This window comes from Noviherbaspirillum aridicola (assembly GCF_019656455.1).
GTDB lineage: Bacteria > Pseudomonadota > Gammaproteobacteria > Burkholderiales > Burkholderiaceae_D > Noviherbaspirillum > Noviherbaspirillum aridicola.
On record NZ_BPMK01000005.1, the window covers coordinates 191045 to 213157 of the forward strand.

The 22113-nt window shown below is 66.5% G+C and carries 12 protein-coding genes; 9 read left to right on the plus strand and 3 right to left on the minus strand.

Annotation, left to right across the window (positions count from 1 at the left end):
• Nucleotides 1-155 precede the first annotated feature (155 nt).
• The 3 genes from NCCP691_RS07260 to NCCP691_RS07270 all read left to right on the plus strand — a co-directional run bounded on the left by NCCP691_RS07260 (nt 156) and on the right by NCCP691_RS07270 (nt 5322).
• On the plus strand, nt 156-1751 hold the full coding sequence (locus NCCP691_RS07260) for a ShlB/FhaC/HecB family hemolysin secretion/activation protein (protein WP_220807592.1): 1596 nt from the start codon (nt 156-158) through the stop codon (nt 1749-1751).
• Between the two features lie 96 nt (nt 1752-1847).
• Nucleotides 1848-4472, plus strand: coding sequence for a two-partner secretion domain-containing protein (locus NCCP691_RS07265; protein ID WP_220807593.1), 2625 nt, complete (start codon nt 1848-1850; stop codon nt 4470-4472).
• A complete protein-coding gene (locus NCCP691_RS07270; RefSeq protein ID WP_220807594.1) occupies nt 4441-5322 on the plus strand; it encodes a FecR family protein in 882 nt (293 codons plus the stop codon). The genes NCCP691_RS07265 and NCCP691_RS07270 overlap by 32 nt, the downstream gene beginning before the upstream one ends.
• A 36-nt stretch (nt 5323-5358) precedes the next feature.
• Here NCCP691_RS07270 and NCCP691_RS07275 read toward each other — a convergent pair whose 3' ends face one another.
• Nucleotides 5359-7731, minus strand: coding sequence for a GspE/PulE family protein (locus NCCP691_RS07275; protein ID WP_220807595.1), 2373 nt, complete (start codon nt 7729-7731; stop codon nt 5359-5361).
• Between the two features lie 243 nt (nt 7732-7974).
• On the opposite strand from NCCP691_RS07275, the gene NCCP691_RS07280 reads away from it, so the two are divergent.
• From NCCP691_RS07280 to NCCP691_RS07290, 3 genes are read left to right on the plus strand one after another with little or no spacing between them, the layout of a single operon-like run.
• Complete coding sequence (locus NCCP691_RS07280; protein ID WP_220807596.1) at nt 7975-8742, plus strand: 3',5'-cyclic-nucleotide phosphodiesterase; 768 nt, start codon at nt 7975-7977, stop codon at nt 8740-8742.
• A 7-nt stretch (nt 8743-8749) separates the two neighbouring features.
• Complete coding sequence (locus NCCP691_RS07285) at nt 8750-10381, plus strand: GAF and HD-GYP domain-containing protein (RefSeq protein WP_220807597.1); 1632 nt, start codon at nt 8750-8752, stop codon at nt 10379-10381.
• Between the two features lie 12 nt (nt 10382-10393).
• Entirely contained in the window at nt 10394-12661 is a 2268-nt protein-coding gene (locus NCCP691_RS07290; RefSeq protein WP_220807598.1) for a CHASE2 domain-containing protein, read from the plus strand.
• Here NCCP691_RS07290 and NCCP691_RS07295 read toward each other — a convergent pair whose 3' ends face one another.
• Nucleotides 12662-13801, minus strand: a complete 1140-nt coding sequence (locus NCCP691_RS07295) for a glycosyltransferase family 4 protein (RefSeq protein WP_220807599.1) — start codon at nt 13799-13801, stop codon at nt 12662-12664.
• 431 nt (nt 13802-14232) lie between these two features.
• On the opposite strand from NCCP691_RS07295, the gene NCCP691_RS07300 reads away from it, so the two are divergent.
• On the plus strand, nt 14233-14508 hold the full coding sequence (locus NCCP691_RS07300) for an HU family DNA-binding protein (protein ID WP_220807600.1): 276 nt from the start codon (nt 14233-14235) through the stop codon (nt 14506-14508).
• 136 nt (nt 14509-14644) lie between these two features.
• Here NCCP691_RS07300 and NCCP691_RS07305 read toward each other — a convergent pair whose 3' ends face one another.
• On the minus strand, nt 14645-17218 hold the full coding sequence (locus NCCP691_RS07305; protein WP_220807601.1) for a hybrid sensor histidine kinase/response regulator: 2574 nt from the start codon (nt 17216-17218) through the stop codon (nt 14645-14647).
• A 116-nt stretch (nt 17219-17334) separates the two neighbouring features.
• Between NCCP691_RS07305 and NCCP691_RS07310 the strand changes: the two genes are divergently transcribed.
• Together NCCP691_RS07310 and NCCP691_RS07315 are read left to right on the plus strand one after the other, a co-directional pair.
• Entirely contained in the window at nt 17335-18534 is a 1200-nt protein-coding gene (locus NCCP691_RS07310) for an MFS transporter (protein ID WP_220807602.1), read from the plus strand.
• Nucleotides 18535-18612: 78 nt separating this feature from the next.
• Entirely contained in the window at nt 18613-21855 is a 3243-nt protein-coding gene (locus tag NCCP691_RS07315; RefSeq protein ID WP_220807603.1) for a DUF748 domain-containing protein, read from the plus strand.
• Nucleotides 21856-22113: the final 258 nt, after the last annotated feature.

Genomic DNA, 22113 nt, shown 5'->3' on the forward strand with positions numbered 1-22113 from the left:
CCGGGTCATCTTGCGCCGTGCGGAAGTTGACTGGAAGTTAATTTGTTTGAGAACTGTCAAATACCTGCGGTATAGTTGCTAAACAGAAAAACATTGCAACGACTGGGGGTAATCACCCTCGGATCGCTGACTTCCATCCCAGGCAACTCATCACGATGACAATCCGTTTCCGTCTGCTGGCCGCGGCGCTCGCTATCGCCTGCGCCGCTCCTGCCGCCGCGCAGGAAGGCGTCGGCCGTTTCGATATCTCCGGTTTTCAGGTCGAGGCCAATACGCTGCTCGAACCCGCTGTCGTCGAGCGCCTGCTCGTACCCTTCACCGGTCGCGCCCGCGATTTCGGCGATGTGCAGATGGCGCTCGAGGCGCTGGAGGCGGAGTACCGCCGGCGCGGTTACAGCGTGGTCCAGGTGGCGCTGCCCGAGCAGGAGCTCAACGATGGCGTGGTCAGGCTGCGCGTGGTCGAGACCCGCGTGGGCAAGGTGCGCGTCGAGGGCAACAGCGCATTCGACGAAGCCAACATCCGCGCCAGCGTGCCCGGCCTGCGGGAAGGGCGGTCGCCCAATCTCACCGAGGTCTCCTCGAGCCTGCGCCTGGCCAATGAAAACCCGGCCAAGAAGACGACTCTGCAGTTGCAGTCGGGCGCCGGCGAAGACGAAGTCGACGCCGTGCTCAAGGTGGCCGACGACAAGCCCTGGCGGATGGCGGCATCGGTCGACAATGCGGGCAACCGCGCCACCGGCGAGGCACAGCTGACAGTCCAGTATCAGCATGCCAACCTCGGCGGACGGGATCATGTGATGAGCCTGCAGTACACGACCTCGATCGAGAATCCCAGCGATGTGAGCGTGTATGGCGTCGGCTATCACATTCCGCTGTACGGCATCGGGGATTCGGTCGATTTGTTTGCCAGCTATTCGGATGTCAACTCCGCGAGCGTCATTGCCGGCATCCTGAATCTCAGCGTCACCGGGAAGGGCACGGTACTCGGCGCGCGCTACAACCAGTTACTCGCCCGAGCCGGTGACTACGAGTCACGCCTGAGCTACGGTATCGATCACAAGGATTTCCGCAACAGTACGCGCTTGTCCTTCACGACCCCCGGGGAGACCGCCAGAGACAGCCGCGACGTGACGGTCCATCCTCTCAGCATCGCCTACACCGGCAACTGGGCGGCGGACGGCAGCGAAGTCAGCTTCGGCATCAGTGCGGCGCGCAACCTGCCGGGCGGCGACAAGGGCGGCAGCGATGACTTCGAACTGGCCCGCCCCGGCGCCGACAAGCACTACAAGATCGTGCGATACAACGCCTCCTTCGGCAAGGCCTTGCCTCAGGACTGGCAGCTCCGTTTCAGCCTTTCGGGACAGGAGACCCGTGATGCGCTGGTGCCGGGCGAGCAGTTCGGCGCCGGCGGCGCGACGACGGTGCGAGGCTTCGACGAGCGTGACGCCTCCGGCGATACCGGCCGCCTGTTCAGCGCGGAAATCTACACGCCCAATCTCTGCGGCGCGCTCCAGCAGGCCGCCGCGCAATGCCGCGCGCTCGCGTTCTTCGATACCGCCAGCCTGCATCGCAACAAGGCGCTGCCGGGCGAGCAGCGCAACCCGTCGATCGGCAGCGTCGGCCTCGGCTTCCGGCTCGCGCTCGGCAAGACGCTCGCCCTGCAGCTCGACTACGGCCATGTGGTCGACGGCGGCGCCAGCAAGTCGGATGGCGATCACCGCGTTCATGCGAAGCTGGGGATAAGCTACTGAAAAAGTAGCATCTGAGCGACGGAAACACGATTAATTCAGGAAATGCGCTTCTGCCCATCACAAGTGGAATGAAACGCAGCGGATGAAGGGGGAAACATGAAGACCAGAACTCGTGCCAGCAGCCTGCGGAAGGCCCCGGCATTGCGCTGCCGGCTGCTGCCGCTGTTGATCGCAGGCTGCTTCAGTCCGGCGGCGTGGGCCAATCCCCAGGGCGCGCAGGTCGTCAACGGGCAGGTCGGGTTCCAGCAGCAGGGCGGCGTGCTGTCCGTGACCAACACGCCGGGTTCGATCATCAACTGGCAGAGCTTTTCCATCAACCCGGGAGAGACGACCCGCTTCATCCAGCAGAGCGCGGCGAGTGCGGTGCTCAACCGCGTCGTCGGCCAGGATCCGTCGAAGATCCTCGGCACACTGCAGTCCAACGGCAAGGTCTTCCTGATCAATCCCAACGGCATCCTGTTCGGCCAGGGCGCGCGGATCGACGTCAACGGTCTCATCGCATCGACGCTCAACCTCAGCAATGAAGACTTCCTGAGAGGGAAGATGAACTTCACCGCCACGGGATCGGCCGGCGCCATCAGCAATCAGGGCACCATCGTCACACCGTCGGGCGGGCAGGTGTACCTGGTCGCTCCGAACATCGAAAACAGCGGCATCATCCATTCGCCGAAGGGCGATGTGCTGCTTGCGGCCGGTCACACGGTGCAGCTGGTCGATTCGAGCAATCCCAATCTGCAGGTGGTCGTCAGCGCACCGGAGAATCAAGCGCTCAACCTGGGCCAGATCATTACCGAGGGCGGACGCACCGGGATCTATGGCGCCCTGATCAAACAGCGCGGCGTGGTGAACGCCGACAGCGCCGTGGTCGGCGAGAACGGCAAGATCGTCTTCAAGGCCAGCCGGGACACGCTGCTGGAGGCGGGCAGCGTGACCAGCGCGACCGGCGCCGGCAAGGGCGGCGACATCCAGGTGCTGGGCGACCGCGTCGGGCTGATGGCGGATGCGAGGGTCGACGCCAGCGGCCGGACCGGCGGCGGTACCGTCCTGGTCGGCGGCGACTACAAGGGCGGCAATGCGCAGGTGCAGAATGCGAAGCGCACCTATGTGTCGGCCGACGCGAGCATCAGGGCGGATGCGGTCAATGAGGGCGATGGCGGCAAGGTGATCGTCTGGGGTGACGAGACCACGCGGGTACACGGCAGCATCAGTGCGCGCGGTGGGGCAGCGCTTGGGAACGGCGGCTTTATCGAGACCTCGGGAGGAAAACTGGATATTCAGGGAGTACGGATCGACACACGAGCGCCTCGTGGAAAGTTCGGACAGTGGCTCATTGATCCGACCAATATCAGGGTGGCCGATACTGCCGCAACAGACCCAAACTTCAGCTACATTCGACCAGCTGATTTGAGCGGCGCACAGTCGGACGTGCAACTGGTCGCCCCCAACGACATCGAATTCTTGTCGCCGGTCGCATTGGTGAACCCGGGAATTGGCCTGACTGCCGACGCGGGGCACGACATCAGAGTGCGTGCAAATATCAGCACATCGGGTGGCGACGTACGTTTGCGGACGGGGAATGAAGGTTCGGTTTTTATCGACGCGCAGATCAACGTCGGTAGCGGCCACGTGGATTTCGTTGCGGACCATCTCGCCCTCAATGCGATGGTGTACGCAAAGGAGGCGAGCATCCGTCCATCCTCCAACGGGCGGTCAATCACTGTTGGCCAGGCCAACTGCTTCATAGAGAAATGCCTGAGCATCACAAACCTGCACCGTGTCGCCGCCGAGACCATAGGAATAGGCTACGACCCGCTTGACGACTACTACGACGACAACCCTTCCTCTGCCCTTCGCTACAACAACTATGGTGAATCGCCTTATTACTATGACTATGGTTATGCCGGCCCCATACATGTAGCAGGCATTACCAATACAGGAAGGGGGGCGATTTCCGACCGCAACGGGGTTACCAAACTCATAGGCCTGCTGACGGACAGCCAGGTGACACAAAGCGGGGCCATCAACGTTGATACTTTGGGGGTCCTGGCGGGGGGAGACGTCCAGCTTAATCACAGCGGCAACAGGGTCTCGCGTGTGTTCGGGACTGCATGGGACGGAAATTTCACCTTCTCGAACCTGGGCCAACTGAGTATCGGGGCACCATCCGGCTTTGATTTTCTGTCCGACATACTGGGCATCTGGGCCAGTGGCAATATCACCGTTTCAAACGTTGGTCACCTTATTGTGGATAGTAACGCCATCGTGTGGGCGGGCAGCGGCGCCATCAGCATGATCGCGCACAGCCCGTTAACCGTGAACGGGACAGTTTTGGCAGGGGCCGGTCCGATCAGGCTTGAAGCCGCCTCCAGCGGCAGTCGCACTGATGTCCTGACCATCAACGGAACAGTGCTGAGCACCGAAGGCAAGATCGATCTGGTGGCAGGTGCAGGTATCGTCATAAACGGGTATGTCGAGGGTACCGAAGTTTCGCAAAAGGTTGGCCAGACTTCTCTGCAGTCCACTCAGGCCTCGGAAACCGTAAACGGGGTCATGACAGCTGTCGTCCAAGCAACGCGGGCGGTGGCCGACATGACGCGGCCCGACGACACGCTGTTCGCCCCGGTCGACAAGGAAGAAAAGAAGGAAGAAAAGACCGCCGCCGCGGACAAGAACGATGGAGCGAAGAAAAATGACTCAGGCAAGAAGCTGTACTGCAATTAAGGCGCTGTCGCTGCTGGCGTCGGCCTTCGCTGCCTTCGGCGCTGCCGGCTCCGCCCATGCCGGGAAGCAGGCCGGCACCGTGGTCAATCTCAACGGTCCGCTGCTGGCGAAGAAGGGCGACGGCACGGTCAAGGTGCTGTCGCTGAAATCGGCGGTGGAAGAGGGCGATGTGCTGGTCACCGAAAAGGCGACCTATGCCCGCATCCGTTTCATCGACGACAGCGAGATCACGCTGCGGCCGAACACGCAGCTCAAGGTCGAGAGCTTCAGTTTCGAGGAAGCGCGGCCTGAAAAGGACAGCGCCGCCTTCAACCTGGTCAAGGGCGGTCTGCGGGCGGTGACCGGCGCGCTCGGCAAGCGCAACAATGAACGCTTCGGCATGAATACGCCGACGGCGACGATCGGCATCCGCGGAACCACCTTCGTCGCCGAATACGTCGCGCCGGAACCCGCCGCGGCCGCGGCCTGGGGCCGGGCGACGGTGGCGTCGGCAGCGGATTACGGCCATGCGCTGCCGGTCGCGGACAGCCGTTGGCACGGCGCGCCGCTTGAAATGCTGCCGATGCGCCTGGCGCAGGCGGCGCCCGTTCCAACGCAGGCAGGCCGTGCGCCCGGCCTTTACGTGCAGGTGCTCGACGGGATGATCAACGTGCGCAACAGCGCGGGCGGGGTCGACTTCCGCGCTGGTCAGTTCGGCTTCGCGCCGAGCGCGGGTCAGTTGCCGCTGGTGCTGCCGGCCAATCCGGGCATGCAGTTCTCGCCGCCGCCGGCCTTTTCGTCGTCGACCGGGCCGCAGGGTGGGGCGGGCAAGGACAGCGACGCCGAGGGCGTCGACTGCGAGGTGCGCTGAGCGGGCAGCCGGCCGGGGCCGCCGGCCGGCATGCCGTTACTTGATGCAGACCGCGCGCACCTGCTTGATGTCGGTGATGCCGGACAGGACTTTTTCGATGCCGTCCATCTTCAGCGTCAGCATGCCGTCCTCGAGTGCGGCCGCCAGCAGGACGGCGACCCGGCTGTGTTCCTGGATCAGGCGCTTGAGCTTGTCCGAGCCGACCATGAGTTCATGCAGGCCGACGCGGCCCTTGTAGCCGCCGCTGCATTCGTCGCAGCCGACCGCCTTGTACAGCCTGAAGCGGCCGCTGCCGTCGGCATAGCGTTCGCTCCAGCGCAGCAGCACTTCCTGCTGCGCTTCCTTCGGATTCTTCCTGAACGATTCCGTCTGCCTGAGTTCTTCGCAGTACTCGGCCAGCAGCGCCTGCAGTTCATCGTCGGAAGGCTCGTAGGCGAGCTTGCATTTGCCGCACAGCCGCTTGGCGAGGCGCTGCGCCAGCACGCCGAGCAGCGCGTCGGCGAAGTTGAACGGGTCCATGCCCATGTCGAGCAGGCGCACGATGGATTCCGGCGCGCTGTTGGTATGCAGCGTGGAAAACACGAGGTGGCCGGTCAGCGAGGCTTCGATGCCCATGGCGACGGTTTCCTTGTCGCGCATTTCACCGACCATGATGATGTCGGGATCGGCACGCAGGAAGGCGCGCATCGCGGTGGCGAAGTCGAGGCCGCTCTTGCGGTTGACCTGCACCTGGCGCAGGCCCTTCTGCGTGATTTCCACCGGGTCCTCGGCGGTCCAGATCTTGGTCTCGGGCGTGTTCAGGTGGTTCAGCACGGAGTGCAGCGTGGTGGTCTTGCCGGAGCCGGTCGGCCCGCAGACGAAGAACAGGCCGTAGGGCTTGCCGACCACCGCCTTGAGCCGCTCCAGGTTGTGCGGCAGCACACCCAGCTTGTCTAGCGGGATGGGTTCGCCGGCGGCCAGGATGCGCATGACGATGTCTTCCACGCCGCCCGCCGAGGGCACGGTCGCGACCCGCAGTTCGATGTCGAGCGGGCCGAATTTCTTGAACTTGATCTTGCCGTCCTGCGGCTTGCGGCGCTCCGAGATGTCAAGATCGCACATGATCTTGATGCGCGCCGCGATGGCGCTGCGGTAGCTGGCGGGGATTTCGATATAGGGTTCGAGCGAGCCGTCCTTGCGGAAGCGGATGATCGTCTTTTCCTTGCCCGGCCGCGGCTCGATGTGGATGTCGGAGGCGCCCTGGCGGTAGGCGTCGACGATGACCTTGTTGACCAGTTTGACCAGTTCGTTCTCGGCGGCGGCCGACAGCTCCGCCTCGGACACCTCGCCGTCTTCGTCGATGTCCTCCATGCCGGACAGCAGGTCGCCGACCGAGGCCAGGTCGCTCTCGGCGCCGAAGAACTGGTCGACCGTCTGCCGGAATTCGGCGTTGGTGGTGGCGCGATAATTCAGCTTCGCCTTGGGGAAGATGCTGTTGATCAGGCGGGCATGCTTGACCTGTTCCGGATCGGTGGCGAGCACCACGATGCCGTCCGGGCCTTCCTCGATCGGCAGCCACTGGCTCTGCTCGACGAATTCCCGCTTGAGGTTCTTGAGCAGGTCGACCGGCTTGACGCGGTCGGCCTTGAAGGGCTCGTAGGGCACGCCGAAGAACTTGCCGAGCGCGCGGCCGATGTCCTGCTGCCTGACCTGGAATTCGCGCACCAGCACCGCTTCCAGGTCGTCGCTCTTGCGCCGCGCGGAGCGGGCGGCGAGTTCGAGCTCGCCCGCCGACAGCACGGCTTCCGCCACCAGCTGATCGTATTTCGAGCGGACCAGCGCCGCCGGTCGGGTGCGCTGGGTATAGGCGATGGCGAGCGTCTTGCACAGTTCGCGCAGGCCGTCCTCGGCAATGGCGGAGAAGGTGCTGCCTTCCCGGTTGTTGATCAGCTGGACCACGCCCAGCAGTTCATTGCTGCGCTCGTCGATGAAGGGCGCGACCAGCATCTGCTGCGTGCGGTAGCCGGTGCGGCGATCCACTTCGCGCAGGAAGCGCAGCTCGGGGGAATGGCGCTTGAGTTCGGCGTCGTCGTAGACGTCCTGGATGTTGACCAGCTTCCTGGTCAGGGCCACGTAGCCCGCGACGCTCTGGTCGGAGATCGGCAGCCTGAGCTGGTTCACCGAGTTGAGGCCGGTCTTGATCTTGGAAACGATCGAGGTCTTGTCTTCGGCGACGGCGTAGATCGTCAGGCGGTCGGCGAAGAACAGGTCGCAGATATCCTGCGACAGGTCGAGCATGATTTCGTCGACATTGGCGGTCGCATGGATCTTGTTCGTCACCGCCTGCAGCTTGCGCATGAAGTTCAGGCGGATGTTCACGTCATCCGGTTGTTCGTTGCCTCTTACGGGGTTGCCGAGAACAGCGCTCATGTCATTTTGTCCATTCTGTGCGCGGCATGCCGGCGCTACGCGATGCCCGCCATCATAAAGGATCGCGGCCGCAAAAAATATCCCATACCCGTGTGGTGACCCGGGACCCGGCGGATGCCGCAAGCGCGCCGATTCGTTCTACAATCGCCGGGAAAAATGCAAAGGGAGGAAGCACATGCAGACAAGGGCATGCGCAGCGGCGCTGCGGCGCGCGATGCGGCACGGCCAAGAGAGCGCCGCGCCATGAGGCTGCAGGTGCTCGGCTGCGCCGGCGGCATCGGCGGCAGGGAATCGTCCACCACCAGCCTGCTGGTGGACGACGATATCCTGCTCGATGCGGGCACCGGCGTGGCCTCCCTCGACCTCGACCGCCTGGTGCGGATCGACCATGTGTTCCTCACGCACAGCCATCTCGATCATGTCGCCGGTCTTGCGTTCCTGGTGGATGCCGTGCTCGGCAAGCGCGAGGGAGCGATCACGGTGCATGCGTCGGCGCGCGTGATCGAGGCCCTGAAAAGGCATCTGTTCAACTGGGTGCTGTGGCCGGATTTCGCGACGATTCCCGATGCCGACGATCCCATCCTGCGCTGGTCCGAGATCCTGCCCGGCGAACCGGTCCGGCTAGGGGGCCGGCGCGTCTCGCCGCACACGGTCAGCCACACGGTCGGCTCGCTCGCCTACATGGTCGACAACGGCCGCGGCGGCTTCCTGTTCACCGGCGACATGTGCAGCACGCCCGGGCTGTGGCGCGCGATGCGCGAAGAGAGCCTGCTGCGCAAGGTGATCGTGGACTGTTCCTTCCCCGATGCCGACCGCGACATCGCCGACCGCTCGCTGCATTTCTGTCCCGCGACGCTGCTGGAAGACATCCGCGGGCTCGCGCCCGAGGTGGAAGTCCTGATCTACCACCTCAAGCCGGGGCACGAGGCAAGCATCATGCGCGAGCTACGCGAACAGGGCGGCCAGCGGGTGTTCACCGCGCTCGCCGGGGGCGACGCATTTGCGTTCTGAACACGGCATGAGCAAGTCCGGCACCTCCGATATCGCGCACAGGCTGGAGCAGCTGACCGAGCTCAGCCTGCAGCTCGGCACCCGCCACGACACCACGGTGCTGCTCGAGAAAATCCTGCGCACCGCCAGGACCATGGCCAATGCCGATGGCGGTACGCTGTACCGCACGAGCGCCGACCGGCGCAGCCTGGCGTTTTCCATCTCCCTCAACGACACCCTGAAGATGTACCAGGGCGGCGTCGCCGGTGCCGCGATCGAAATGCCCGACATCCCGCTGTTCGACGCGGCCGGCAGTGCGAACATGACCGCGGTCGCCGCCTGTGCCTTCCATACGCGCAGGTCGGTCAACATCGGGGACGTGTACCGCGACGACGTGTTCAATTTCTTGGGCATGCGGCGCTTCGACGAGACCTTCGGCTATCGCTCGCGATCCATCCTGACCGTGCCGATGCAGGATCACGAGGGCGAGGTCATCGGCGTGCTGCAGCTGATCAATGCGCGCGACGCCGCGACCGGCGCTCCCTGCGCCTTCAGCCATACCGACCAGCGCCTGATCGAGGCGCTGGCGTCGCAGGGCGCCATCGCGCTGACCAACCAGCAGCTGATCGCACGCCTCGAAGACCTGTTCGAAGGCTTCGTCAAGCTGATCAATATCGGCATCGATGAAAAGTCGCCCCACACCGGCCGCCACTGCGAGGCGGTGCCGGAGCTGACGATGATGCTCGCCGACGCGGCGCATCGCGCCGGCACCGGTCCGCTCGCCGACTTTCGCATGAGCGACGCCGACCGCAGGCAGTTGTGGATCGCCGGCCTCCTGCACGACTGCGGCAAGATCACGACCCCTGTGCACGTGGTGGAAAAGGCGACCAAGCTGCAGACCATCTTCGACCGCATCCACCTCGTCGACACCCGGCTGGAAGTGGTCAGGCGCGAGGCCGAAATCCGGTCATTGAAGGAAAAATTGCGGCATGCCGCCGAGCCCGCGCGCCACGCCGCGATCGATCGCGCGCTGGCGGCCGAGCTTGCCGGCATCGACGACGACCGCGCCTTCCTGCGCCAGGCGAATATCGGCAGCGAAGGCATGTCCGGGGACGATCAGCGCCGGGTCGGCGAGATCGCGGCGCGCCGCCGCTTCATCGGTCCCGACGGCAACGAGCGGCCGCTGCTGGATGAGGAGGAGATCGCCAATCTCTGCGTGCGTGCCGGCACCCTCAATCCGCAGGAGCGGGAAATCATCAACAACCATATCTCGGTGACGATCCGCATGCTGGAATCCTTGCCCTGGCCCGCCCATCTTCGCCGGGTGCCCGAGTATGCCGGCGGCCACCATGAACGCATGGATGGCCAGGGCTACCCGCGCGGCCTGCGCGGCGACCAGATGCCGCTGCAGGCGCGCATGATGGCGATCGCCGACATCTTCGAGGCGCTGACCGCGCCCGACCGGCCCTACAAGAAGGGCAAGATGCTGTCCGAATCGCTGCGCATCCTCGGCGGCTTCCGCGAACGCAACCACATCGACCCGGACCTGTTCGATATCTTCATCCGCGAGAAGGTGTATCTCGAGTATGCCCGGCGTTTCATGGACCCGGCGCAGATCGACGAGGTCGACGAACGCCAGATTCCCGGCTATGTGCCCTGAGATGCCCTGACCATGCGCCGGCTGCTTGCGAAATTCGGTGCCCGCTGGCTGCTCGCACTCCTGTTCATCGCGATCGCCGAACTCGTGGTGCTCGGCCATCTGCCGGCGACGCTGGTCGACCGGCTCGACGTCATCGCCTACGACATGCGGCTGCGGATACAGGATGGCGGGCTCGACCCGCGGGTGGTGATCGTCGACATCGACGAAAAGAGCCTGACCGCGCTCGGCCGCTGGCCGTGGAGCCGGGACACGATCGCGCGCCTGGTGGACAAGCTCGACGGCAAGTATTTCGCGCGCGCCGTCGGCTTCGACGTCGTCTTTTCCGAGCCCGATACCAGCTCGGGATACGACAAGCTGGAGTCGCTCGCCCGCCACGAACTGCACGATGTGCAGGGCTTTCCCGAACTGGTGCGCGCGCTCAAGCCGCGCTTCGACTACGACGCCCGGCTGGCGCGCGCGCTTCAGGACCGTCCCACGATACTCGGCTACTACCTGTCCAGTGAGCCCGGGGCGGTGAGCAAGGGCGGGCTGCCGCCGCCTGCCTTCACCGAGGCCGATCTCGGCGGGCGTGCCGTCGATGCCTATGCCTACCGCACCCACACCGGCAATCTGGAGAAGCTGCAGGCGGCGGCGCGCGCAGCCGGCTTCTTCAACCCGACGCCGGATGCCGACGGCACCATCCGCCGCCTGCCGCTGCTGGTGCGCCTGGGCGACGGCTATCATGAATCCCTGGCGCTGGCCACCGCCCGCGTCGCGCTCGGCGCGAGCGCGATACAGCCCGTCTTCTTCAGCGAAGACGAAACGCTGCTCAGCGGCGACGCGCACCGGGGCTATGGCGCGCTCAAGGCGATCCGGATGAACAGCAAGCCGCGCGCGACGGTGATTCCGCTCGATCGCGACCTGACCGCGCTCGTCAGCTATCGTGGACCGGGCGGCCCGCGCGGCGGCCAGTACCGCTATGTGTCGGCGGTCGACGTGCTGCAGGAGAAAGTGCCGATGGAGGTGCTGGCCGATGCCATCGTCCTGGTCGGCACCACCGCCGCCGGACTCAAGGATCTGCGGGCGACGCCGGTCAATATCGATTACCCCGGCGTCGAGCTGCATGCCAACATCGTCAGTTCCATCCTCGATGCGCAGTTCAAGCATGAGCCGGATTTCAGCCTCGGCATCCAGCTGCTGCAGGTCGCCGCGCTCGGCATCGCGCTCGGCCTGCTGCTGCCGGTGCTGGCGCCGCTGCCGGCGATCCTGGTGTCGCTGGCCGCCACCGCGGGCGTGGTATGGCTGAATCTGTGGATGTACCGCTCGCTCGACTGGGTGCTGCCGGTCGCAGTGCCGCTGCTATTGGCCGGCGCGCTGTTCATCGCCAACCTGGCATGGGGCTATCTGTTCGAGTATCGCCGGGGCAGGGCCATGGTCAGCCTGTTCGGCGAGTACGTCGCGCCGGAACTCGTCGCCGAGATGGCAGCGGATCCGCAGCGCTACAGCATGGAGGGCGAAAGCCACGAGCTGACGGTGCTGTTCTGCGACGTGCGCGGCTTCACCACCATCTCGGAAGGACTGGATCCCAATTCGCTGCGCGAATACATCAACATCTATCTCACCGCCATGTCGGAAGACATACGCGGCAACCGGGGCACGCTGGACAAGTACATCGGCGATGCGGTGATGGCTTTCTGGGGCGCGCCGGTGTCGCTGCCGGATCATGCGCAGCGCGCGGTGGCGTCCGCGCTGCGCATGCAGGCCACCGCGAATTCGCTGAACAAGGATTTCGCCGCCCGCGGCTGGCCGCTGCTGAAAATAGGCATCGGCCTCAATACGGGCGACATGCGGGTGGGCGACATGGGATCGAAGATCCGGCGCGCCTATACCGTGATGGGCGACGCGGTCAACCTGGCGTCGCGGCTCGAGGGCATTACCAAGGTCTACGGCGTGGGGATAGCGGTCGGCCCGGGCACGCGCGACGCCGCCACCGCCTATGCCTGGCGCGAACTCGACCGCGTGCGCGTCAAGGGCAAGAACGAGCCGGTCCCGATCTATGAGCCGATCGACCTGGAGGCGGAGCTGGACGCCACGCGCCGCGAAGAACTGCGGCAGTGGCACGAGGCGCTGGCGCTGGTGCGCGGCCAGCGCTGGGACGAGGCTGACGACCTGATGAACAAGCTGCTCGCGCTAGACCCCGGGTGCGGCCTGTACCGCTTGTACCGTGACCGCATTGCTTGGTACCGTCAGCATCCGCCCGGCGATGACTGGGACGGCGTGACCAGTTTCGATACCAAGTAATCAGCGTGAACCGTTGGCGCGCCGCGCCTCGGCCCGGGTGACGCGATCGGGCGAGACAGCGGCGCGGCAGGCGTCGCGCAGGCCGGCGGCGGCGCTGGCATAGTTGAAACCGGCGACGGTGGCGACGCTGCTGGCCGAGGCGCGCTGCCAGGCCAGGCGGTCGCGCAGCAGGGCCACCGCGTGCTGCGTCCACAGGCCGACATCGAGATCGGCGACATGACCGTTCCTGCCGTCGATCACCAGTTCGCCCGCCACCCCCGCCTCCGGCGAGACCAGCACCGGCAGGCCGGCCGCGCAGGCTTCGTTGGTCACCACGCCCCAGGGATCCCAGCGCGTCGGGAACAGGAAGATGCGTGCCGCCGCATAGATCGCCGGCAGATCCTCGTGGGCGACGAAACCCTTGAACATCGCGTGCACCTTTTCGGCGTGCAGCGCGGCGAGGCGCCGCAGTTCGGCTTCCTGCTCGCCGGCGCCGACGAACATGATGCTCACCCTGCGGCCGAGCAGGCCGGCCGCGTTCAGCGCGACATCGAAGGCGAACAGCGGGTTCTTGACCGGTTCGATGCGTCCGCAGAACAGGAAGTCGACGGGGCGGTCATCGAATGACGCGGTGGTGGCGAACTCGCCGTTGTCCACGCACAGGCAGGATGTGAAGCGGCGGCTGGCCGGTATGCCGTACTGTTCGAACAGCCGGTGACCGCCGCGGCTGGCGGCGACAAAGCTGCGGGAGCGACCGTAGACCATGCGCCGCACGAGCCGGTGCACGCGCGACAGGCCCTGCTCGGAAATGTCGGTGCCGTCGGTCATGGCCACGTGCGGAATGCCGCGCGCCACCGCATAGGCAAAGGCGTAGAGGTGCGTCGGATTGAAGCCGCCGGTGACCACCGCGTCCGGGCGGAAGCGATGGAGCGAGGCGACGACGCCGGGATTGTTGTGGATGTAGCGGCCGTTGCGGGTGATGACGTGTTCGCGCAGGAATTCATGGCCGAAATCGAGCGGCGGGATTTCCCAGTGGCGATTGGGTTCGCGCCGGCTGCACAGGATCAGCTGCAGCGTGACGTCGGGCAGCCGCGACAGCGCGCGATAGAAAGGCACGCGGTATGGCGGCAGCTCATTGGAGATGAGAGCGATGCGAAGCATTGACTGAGTTCCGTCCGGATTTGTTGTGCTTATTCGTTGATGCATGCGAAGGCATGCGTGAAATTGGTGCAGACCATCGAGGCCTGCTGCCGAGGCGGTTTCAGAACTTAATGAGTGGACGGCGGCGGCGGGGTTCCTTCTGTTGCGCTGCAACTTGCAGAAGAATTGACCGGAGCTAAGATCGCGTACCGGCTGAAGATGGAGATGAACTGGCCGGCGGTATCAGGGCCGTTACAATGGCGTCCGCGTTGTCGTGATCGACGCCGTCGTCCGAAAGACGTCTCCATTCGCGCTGCGATTCGACCCGGATGCACGCGCGGAGGGCGGATATCGCCGGCCGGCCTGCTTTTTTCTGTCTCCGGGCCACAACCCTGGGGCCCATCCCGCCTATCTTTTGTTAGAATCAGACCCTTTTCTGGAAAGGAATATTGATGAACAAGACCGAACTCGTCGATGCCATCGCCGCGGAATGCGACCTCTCCAAGGTCGCCGCTCAGCGTGCCCTGGATGCCGTCATCAACAACATCGTCAAGGCTGTGAAGGCCGGTGACACGGTTCAGCTGGTCGGCTTCGGCAGCTTCGGCGCCGGCACCCGCGCGGAGCGCACCGGACGCAACCCGCGTACCGGCGAAGAGATCAAGATCGCTGCCGCCAAGACGGTGAAGTTCACCGCCGGCAAGGCGTTCAAGGACGCGATCAACGGCTGATCGCTGCTGACGCCGTCGTTCGGGCGTCATCTCTTGCGGGCGAAAGCGGGAAGCCTGGCGCACGTCATGCGCGATGCTTCCGGTTTTCCCCCGACCCTCCTGTCATCATCCTGTCATCTTCGCGCGTCGCGCGAAATCACGCATTCCCCTCGTTTCCCTCGTTCGCGTTCGCCAGTCCGGCGAGTATCGCCAGCACATCGGCCAGCTTCGCCGGCTTGACCAGGTGATGGTCGAAGCCCGCCTGCCGCGATTGCTCGAAATCGTTCGGCTGGCCATATCCGGTCAGCGCGACCAGCACCGCGCGGGCGTGGACGGGCGCGGCCCGCAACCGTCTCGCGAGTTCGTAGCCGTCCATGTCGGGCAGGCCGACGTCGAGCAGGAACACGCGCGGCCGGAATGCATCCGCCGCCTGCAAGGCCTGCTCGCCGCTGAATCGGGTCGCGGTCCGGTAGCCGGCGGCGTCGAGCAGCATCGCAAGGCTCTCGGCCGCATCGACGTTGTCGTCCACCACCATCACTTTCAGCGGCGCGCCATCGGCCCTCGGCCCCGGGCCGGCGGCGCGTTCTTCATCCGGCGCGGAGGCCGGGTGGAAGCGCGGCAGCCGCACGGTGAACACGCTGCCCTTGCCGAGGCCTTCGCTGTGCACGGACACGCTGCCCTCGTGCAGTTCGACCAGGCTTCTGACGAGCGCCAGTCCGAGACCGAGCCCGCCCTGTGAACGGTCGGGCGAGCGTTCCGCCTGCGTGAAGAGTTCAAACACATGCGGCTGGAGCGCGGCGGAAATGCCGGCGCCGTTGTCGCTGACCGCCATCCAGGCATCGCGCGCATCGCCCCGGATGTGGACTGACAGCTCGCCGCCCTCGGGCGTGTACTTGGCGGCGTTGTTGAGCAGGTTGGCCAGCACCTGCACCAGCCGCGTGCGGTCGGCGAAGACGAACAGCGATTCTTCATCCGCCTGCACCGTCAGGCGGTGCCGGCGCGTTTCGATCAGTCCGCGCACCTGTTCCACCGCGCCGTCGACCACGCTGCGCAGGTCGAGCACCTGGCGGTCGAGCGAGATCATGCCGCTCGTGACGCGGGCGACATCGAGCAGGTCGTCCACCAGGCCCGACATGTGGGCGACCTGCCGCCCGATGATCTCGCTGGTCCTGGCCACGCGCGGATTGTCGGCGCTCTGCAGGCGCAGCAGCTCGGCCGCGTTGCTGATCGGGGCCAGCGGGTTGCGCAGTTCATGCGCCAGCATCGCGAGGAATTCATCCTTGCGCCGGTCCGCCACCCGCAATGCCTCCAGCGCCTGCCTGCGCTCGGTGACGTCATAGCCTTCGACGAAGATGCCGGTGACCCGGCCTTCCGCATCGGTCACCGGCTGATAGACGAAATCCACGAAGCGCTCGCTCGGCGCCTCTTCCGGCGTCCGCCGGATCACGAGCCGCGCCTCGCTCTCGAAATACGGCCGTCCGCTGCGATACACCTGGTCGAGCTGGTCGAAGAAGGGCTGGTCCGCCAGCTCCGGCAGCGCCTTGCGCACCGGCAGTCCGATCACCGGACGCGGCCCGATCAGGCGCATGTAGGCGGCGTTGACGAGTTCGAACACATGCTCGGGACCGCGCACCACCGCCATGAATCCGGGGGCCTGCTCGAACAGTTCGCGCAGGCGGTTGCGCTCGGCCGCCAGCTGCGCGGTCAGCGCTTCCTCGGCCTGCCGCCGCTGCGCCTCGGCGCGCGCCAGCTCGAGCGCATACCAGGTGCGCTCGGCGACATGCTCGGCCAGCATCACTTCGTCGTCGGTCCAGCGTCGCGGCTGCGCGTCGTGCAGATACATCAGCGCATGCAGGCGGCCGGCCTTGCGCAGGGGGACCGCCAGCAGGGCTTTCGCGCCCGGCATCGCCGCCGGGTCCACCGCGTCGGGCACCGGCGGCTTGCGTACGTCATCGATCCGCAGCGTCCGTCCCTGGCGCAAGCCGTGCAGGGCGTGCTCCCCGAATGCGGGCAGCGACGGGGCGTCGCCGTCGAGCGGCGGCAGCCGGCCGTCGGTCCACTCGCCGGCCACCGCCATCCGGTAATCCGGGGCGCGCAACCTGGCATAGCCGACGCGGGCTGCGCCCAGCTGGCGGCCGATCGCCTCGGCGCTGGTCGCCGCGATCGCGGCCGGGTCGCCGACGCCGCGCAGCCTGTCGGCCAGACGCAGCTGAAACTCCTGCCGGCGCTCGGCCAGCACGCGGCCGGTGGTTTCGGTGCAGGCGCAGAACATGCCGGCAATCCTGCCGGTTTCGTCGCGCGCCGGCGAATAGGAAAAAGTGAACCAGGTCTGCTCGAGGTGGCCCTTGCGCAGCATCTGCAGCGGCAGGTTCTCGTGAAAGCTCGCTTCCCCGGCCAGCGCGCGCCGGATCAGCGGATCGATCACGTCCCAGATCTCGAACCAGATGTCATGGAAGCGGCGGCCGATCGCCGTGGGATGCTTGGCGCCGAGGACTTCGATGTAGGAATCGTTGTACAGGAAGCCGAGTTCGGGACCCCAGGCCACGAACATCGGAAACTTGGAATCGAGCATCAGGCCGGTGACGGTGCGCAGCGCCGGGGACCAGGTGCGCGGATGGCCGAGCGGAGAAGCGGACCAGTCCTGCATGCGCATCAGCGCGCGCATTTCTCCGGGACCGGACAGGAAATCGAAATCCGGCGCGGCGTGGCTGCCGGAACCCGTTGCATTCATCTCTGCCTTCATTGCCCGGTGTTTCCCCTCTGACGTTCACTGTGTTCCTGACATTGCGCGGCACACCTGGTTCGCGCGGCCCTGCGGCGCGTGCGGAAACACGAGACAATAGCACAATGAATTTGTCCTCTTCCGCGAAGGCGGCCGCGGCCCCCGCGCTGCTTGCCGCCACCCTGTTTCTCGTCAGTCTCAACCTGCGGCCCGCGCTGTCCGGCATGGCGCCGCTGCTCGAAGCGATACGCAGCGCGACCGGCCTGTCGGCGGCCGGCGCCGGCGTGCTGACCACGCTGCCGGTGCTGTGCTTCGGCCTGATCGCGCCGGTCGGCGCCATGCTTGCGCAGCGTTTTTCGATCCGCCGCACCGTCCTCGCCGGCTTGCTGCTGCTGGCGCTCAGCCTCGGGCTGCGGGTGGTCGGCGGACTGCCCGCTCTGTTCGCCGGGACGTTCGCCGCGGGCGCCGCGATCGGGGTGGTGATGGTACTGCTGCCGGGCATCATCAAGCGCGACTTTGCGCAAAACGTCGGGCTGATGACCGGCCTCTACACGATGGCGCTGTCGCTCGGCGCGGCGCTCGGCGCCGGCCTGGCGGTGCCGCTCGCGCAGCTCGGCGCGGACGACAACTGGCGGCTGTCGCTGGCGCTGTGGGCTGCGCCGGCAGTGATCGCGGCGGCGGCATGGGCCGCCTGCGCGCCGGCCGACGGCGGCGCCGGCGGCCAGAACCGCGGCGCGGGCATGCGCGCGCTGTTCGGCGATGCGCTGGCCTGGCAGGTCGCCGGTTTCATGGGCCTGCAATCGCTGCTCGCCTATTGCGTGTTCGGCTGGCTGCCGACCATGCTGATCGACCGCGGCATGACGCCGCTGGCCGCGGGCGCCGCGCTGTCAGTGTCGATCGCGGCGCAGTTGCCCGCCACGCTTGCCGGTCCCTGGATCGCGGGCAGGGGGCGCGACCAGCGGATGGCGGTGCTGGCGCTGATGGTCGTGATGATGGCGGGCCTGGCCGGCTGCCTGTATGCGCCGCCGGGCCAGGTGTGGTGGTGGGTGGTGCTGCTCGGCATAGGGCAGGGGAGTTCGTTCACCATCGCCACGCTGCTGGTCGTGCTGCGCTCGCCCGATACCCGCACGGTGGCGGCGCTGTCGGGGATGACGCAGCTGGTGGGCTATCTGCTGGCCGCCTGCGGCCCGTTCATCACCGGCCTGCTGTACGACTGGAGCGGCGGCTGGAACGCGCCGGCGGTGTTTTTCGCGCTGGCCGCGCTGGCGGCGCTGGCCGCCGGCCTGGGAGCAGGCCGCAAGCGTTTCGTGCATGCGCGGGAATGAGGCTTGTCATCTTGACTGTCGTCACGCAGGGGTAAAATTCCTCAGCTTTCTCTTCTCCCTTACTCGGCTTCATACTCTATGGGAAATATTCAGCCAGCCGCGGCCGCACGGCCGCGCCGGCGTCTGCTGCTTCGCCTGGTCGCGGCCCTGCTGGTCGCAGTGGGCCTGTACGCGCTGTTCGGCTTCCTCATCCTGCCCGCGCTGATCAAGTCGCAGGCGCCGAAGCAGATCGAGGCGAAGCTGGGCCGCCCGGCCAGCATCGCCAACGTCGACGTCAATCCGTTCAGGCTCACGCTGGCGGTGCAGGACTTCAGGCTGATGGAAGCGGACGGCAAGAGCGTGTTTGCCGCGGTCGACGCGCTGCAGGTCGACCTCGCCGCGGAATCGCTGTTCAGGCTCGCGCCGGTGATCCAGCAGCTGCGCATCGCCGGGCCGAAGCTCAGCGTGGTGCGCGACAAGGCCGGCCGCTACAACTTCGACGACATCCTGGAGCGCCTCGCGCAGGAACCGAAATCCGAGGAGCGCGCGCGCTTTGCGATCAACAACATCGCGCTCGAGGGCGGACGCATCGACTTCGACGACCGTCCCGCCGGCGCCAGGCATGCGGTGACCGATGTGCGGATCGGCGTGCCGTTCATCTCCTCGCTGCCGTCGCAGGTGGAAATCTTCGTGCAGCCGATGCTCAGCGCCAGGGTCAACAACACGCCGCTGCACCTGGAGGGCAAGCTGCGCCCCTTCGCCGAGACCCGCGAGGCGGTGCTGCTGCTGGAGGCGGACGAGCTCGACCTGACGCGCTACCTCGCCTACCTGCCGCCCTCGATGCGGCTGCGCATTCCGGGTGGACGGCTCGACCTCAGGATGACGGCGAGCTTCCGGCAGCAGCCCGGCCAGTCGCCGGCGCTGGTGCTCGACGGCGGCGCCACGGTCAAGGGACTGCAGGTGCTGGAGCCGGACGGCAAGCCGGTGCTGCGCCTGGGCGAACTCGCGCTGACGCTGCGCCAGGCCAATGTGCTCGGGCCGCGCATCGACATCGCCCGCATCGCCGCCACCGGCCTGCAGGCCGAGGTGACGCGCGGCGCGGACAATGTCTGGAATGTCTCGCGCCTGCTGCCGGGCCAGCCGTCCCAGCCGCCCCAGCCCGCGACGGCGGCGAAGCCCGCGCGGAAGGAAGCGGACGGCATCGCCAGCGTGAACCTGCAGGAATTCGCCTTGCGCGACGCCACGCTGCGCTACGTCGATCACTACGGGCCGCAGCGAATCACCGTGGAGCGGCTCGACCTCGGTCTGCGCAGGCTCGCGCTCGATCTCGGCAAGCGCAGCCTGCGCGTGGGCGAGGTGGCATCCACCCGGGCCGACCTGCTGGTGCTGCCCAATGTCGCGCAGGCCACGCAGGTCACGCAGGTCACGCCGGCAGCAACGCCGGCCGCGAAGGAAGACCGCGCCGCCGGCAAGGCCGACGCCGGAGCGGGCTACCAGTACCTGGTCGATACCATCCGCATCTCAGGCTGGTCCGCGCGGCTGGAAGACGGCGCCCAGCCGAAGCCGGCGACCACCACCATCGCCCCGCTCGGACTAACGCTCAAGGGACTGTCATCGACGCCCGGGACCGCGGCGCGGCTCGAACTCGACGCCGCGGTCAACCGCGGCGGACGCCTGACCGCCGAGGGCGAAATCACGCCCGAGCCGCTGCAGGCCGACCTCGGCCTGACACTCAAGGACGTCGATCTGCTGCCGCTCCAGCCCTACATCACCCAGCGCGTCAACCTGCGCATGACCCGTGGCAGCCTCAGCGGCAGCGGCCGGCTGCAGCTGGCGACGGACAAGGATCGCGGCCTCGGCGGCAGCTTCCGCGGCAACCTCGGCATCGGCACCCTGGCCACGGTGGACAAGGCAAGCAACACCGACTTCCTGCGCTGGAAATCGCTTTCCATGACCGGGGTCGATCTCCGGCTGCAGCCGCTGTCGGTGGCGGTCGATCAGGTTGCGCTCGACGACTTCTTCGCGCGCGTCATCATCGACCCGAACGGCCGCATCAATCTGCAGGACGTGATCCGGCCCGAGCCGCAGGCCCAGGCAAGCGCGACGAAAACGCAGGCGGCCGCGCCTGCACCGGCGGGGGCGGGCAAAACGCCTCCGATCACCGTGCGCAAGCTGACGCTGCAGGGCGGCCGCGTGCGCTTCACCGACAACTTCATCAAGCCCAACTACAGCGCCACGCTCGGCCAGTTCGGCGGCAGCGTCACCGGCCTGTCATCCGACCCCGGCAGCAGTGCGGCCGTGGACCTGCGCGGCGAGGTCAACAACGCGCCGCTGTCGGTCGGCGGGCGCATCAATCCGCTGCGCGGCGACCTCTTCCTCGACCTGAAGGCCAACGTGCGCGGCATGGAACTGGCGCCGCTGTCGCCCTATTCCGGCCGCTATGTCGGTTATGCGATAGAGAAGGGCAAGCTCTCGTTCGAGGTCGCCTACCGCGTCGAGCAGCGCCAGCTGACCGCGGAGAACCGCCTGATCCTCGACCAGCTGAGCTTCGGCGAAAAGGTCGACAGCCCGGGCGCGGCCGACCTGCCGGTGCGCTTCGCGGTGGCGCTGCTGGCCGACAGCAACGGCGTCATCGATGTCAACCTGCCGATCTCGGGTTCCTTCGACGATCCGCAGTTCTCGATCGGCGGCCTGCTCATGCGGGTGCTCGGCAATGTGATCGTGAAGGCGGCGACACAGCCGTTCCGCCTGCTCGGCGCCGTGTTCGGCGGCGGCGGCAACGAAGAGCTGTCGACGGTCGAATTCGATGCCGGCCGCGCCGCGCTCAGGCCGGATGCCGAGGCCAAGCTCGGCACCATCGCCAGGGCGCTGGCGGAACGCCCCGCGCTGAAGCTGGAAATCGCCGGCCGCGTCGATCCCGACAGCGACCTGCCCGGCCTCAGGCGCGCCGCCGTCGACCGCAAGGTGCGCAGCCTGAAGGCGCGTGATATCGCCGCCGCCGGCGGCAACGCGCCTCGCCTGTCGGCGGTGACGGTGACGCCGGAGGAATATCCGGAACTGCTGCGCCGCGTCTATCGGGACGAGACCTTCGACAAGCCGCGCAACCTGCTCGGCCTGCCGAAGCAGCTGTCGGTGCCGGTGATGGAAAGCCTGATCGCCGGTCATGCCGAGCCCGACCAGGACGACCTGATCGCCCTCGGCAACCAGCGCGCCTCGGCGGTGCGCAACTGGCTCACGAACAATGGCCAGGTGTCCGGCGAGCGGATCTACCTGCTGGCGCCGCGCATCGGCCAGCCGGAGGGCGGGCAGGCGAGCGCCAGGGCGGAACTGGCTCTGCGATGACGACGCACGCAAGCGCTTGTAACTTCCTTTGACGCATTGTCGGTTCGACATGAGCATTTTCCCTTTTTTCCGGAGCATCTCATGTCGATCTGTCCGCATCGCCTGCTGGCGGGCCTGCTGTCCGCCGCCGCCTTGTCGTCCGCGTTCTGCGCGCCTTCCGTCGAACATGAAGTGGCGGCCCTGTTCGGATTCGAATACGAGGACATCGCGCCCGGCAGCCCGATCCGGCCCGGCAGCCTCTCCTGCGTGGAACAGGAA

Coding starts and splice junctions, on each gene's coding strand:
- NCCP691_RS07260 (WP_220807592.1), top strand. CDS start 156: ATGACAATCCGTTTCCGTCTGCTGGCCGCGGCGCTCGCTATCGCCTGC.
- NCCP691_RS07265 (WP_220807593.1), top strand. CDS start 1,848: ATGAAGACCAGAACTCGTGCCAGCAGCCTGCGGAAGGCCCCGGCATTG.
- NCCP691_RS07270 (WP_220807594.1), top strand. CDS start 4,441: ATGACTCAGGCAAGAAGCTGTACTGCAATTAAGGCGCTGTCGCTGCTG.
- NCCP691_RS07275 (WP_220807595.1), bottom strand. CDS start 7,731: ATGAGCGCTGTTCTCGGCAACCCCGTAAGAGGCAACGAACAACCGGAT.
- NCCP691_RS07280 (WP_220807596.1), top strand. CDS start 7,975: ATGAGGCTGCAGGTGCTCGGCTGCGCCGGCGGCATCGGCGGCAGGGAA.
- NCCP691_RS07285 (WP_220807597.1), top strand. CDS start 8,750: ATGAGCAAGTCCGGCACCTCCGATATCGCGCACAGGCTGGAGCAGCTG.
- NCCP691_RS07290 (WP_220807598.1), top strand. CDS start 10,394: ATGCGCCGGCTGCTTGCGAAATTCGGTGCCCGCTGGCTGCTCGCACTC.
- NCCP691_RS07295 (WP_220807599.1), bottom strand. CDS start 13,801: ATGCTTCGCATCGCTCTCATCTCCAATGAGCTGCCGCCATACCGCGTG.
- NCCP691_RS07300 (WP_220807600.1), top strand. CDS start 14,233: ATGAACAAGACCGAACTCGTCGATGCCATCGCCGCGGAATGCGACCTC.
- NCCP691_RS07305 (WP_220807601.1), bottom strand. CDS start 17,218: ATGAATGCAACGGGTTCCGGCAGCCACGCCGCGCCGGATTTCGATTTC.
- NCCP691_RS07310 (WP_220807602.1), top strand. CDS start 17,335: ATGAATTTGTCCTCTTCCGCGAAGGCGGCCGCGGCCCCCGCGCTGCTT.
- NCCP691_RS07315 (WP_220807603.1), top strand. CDS start 18,613: ATGGGAAATATTCAGCCAGCCGCGGCCGCACGGCCGCGCCGGCGTCTG.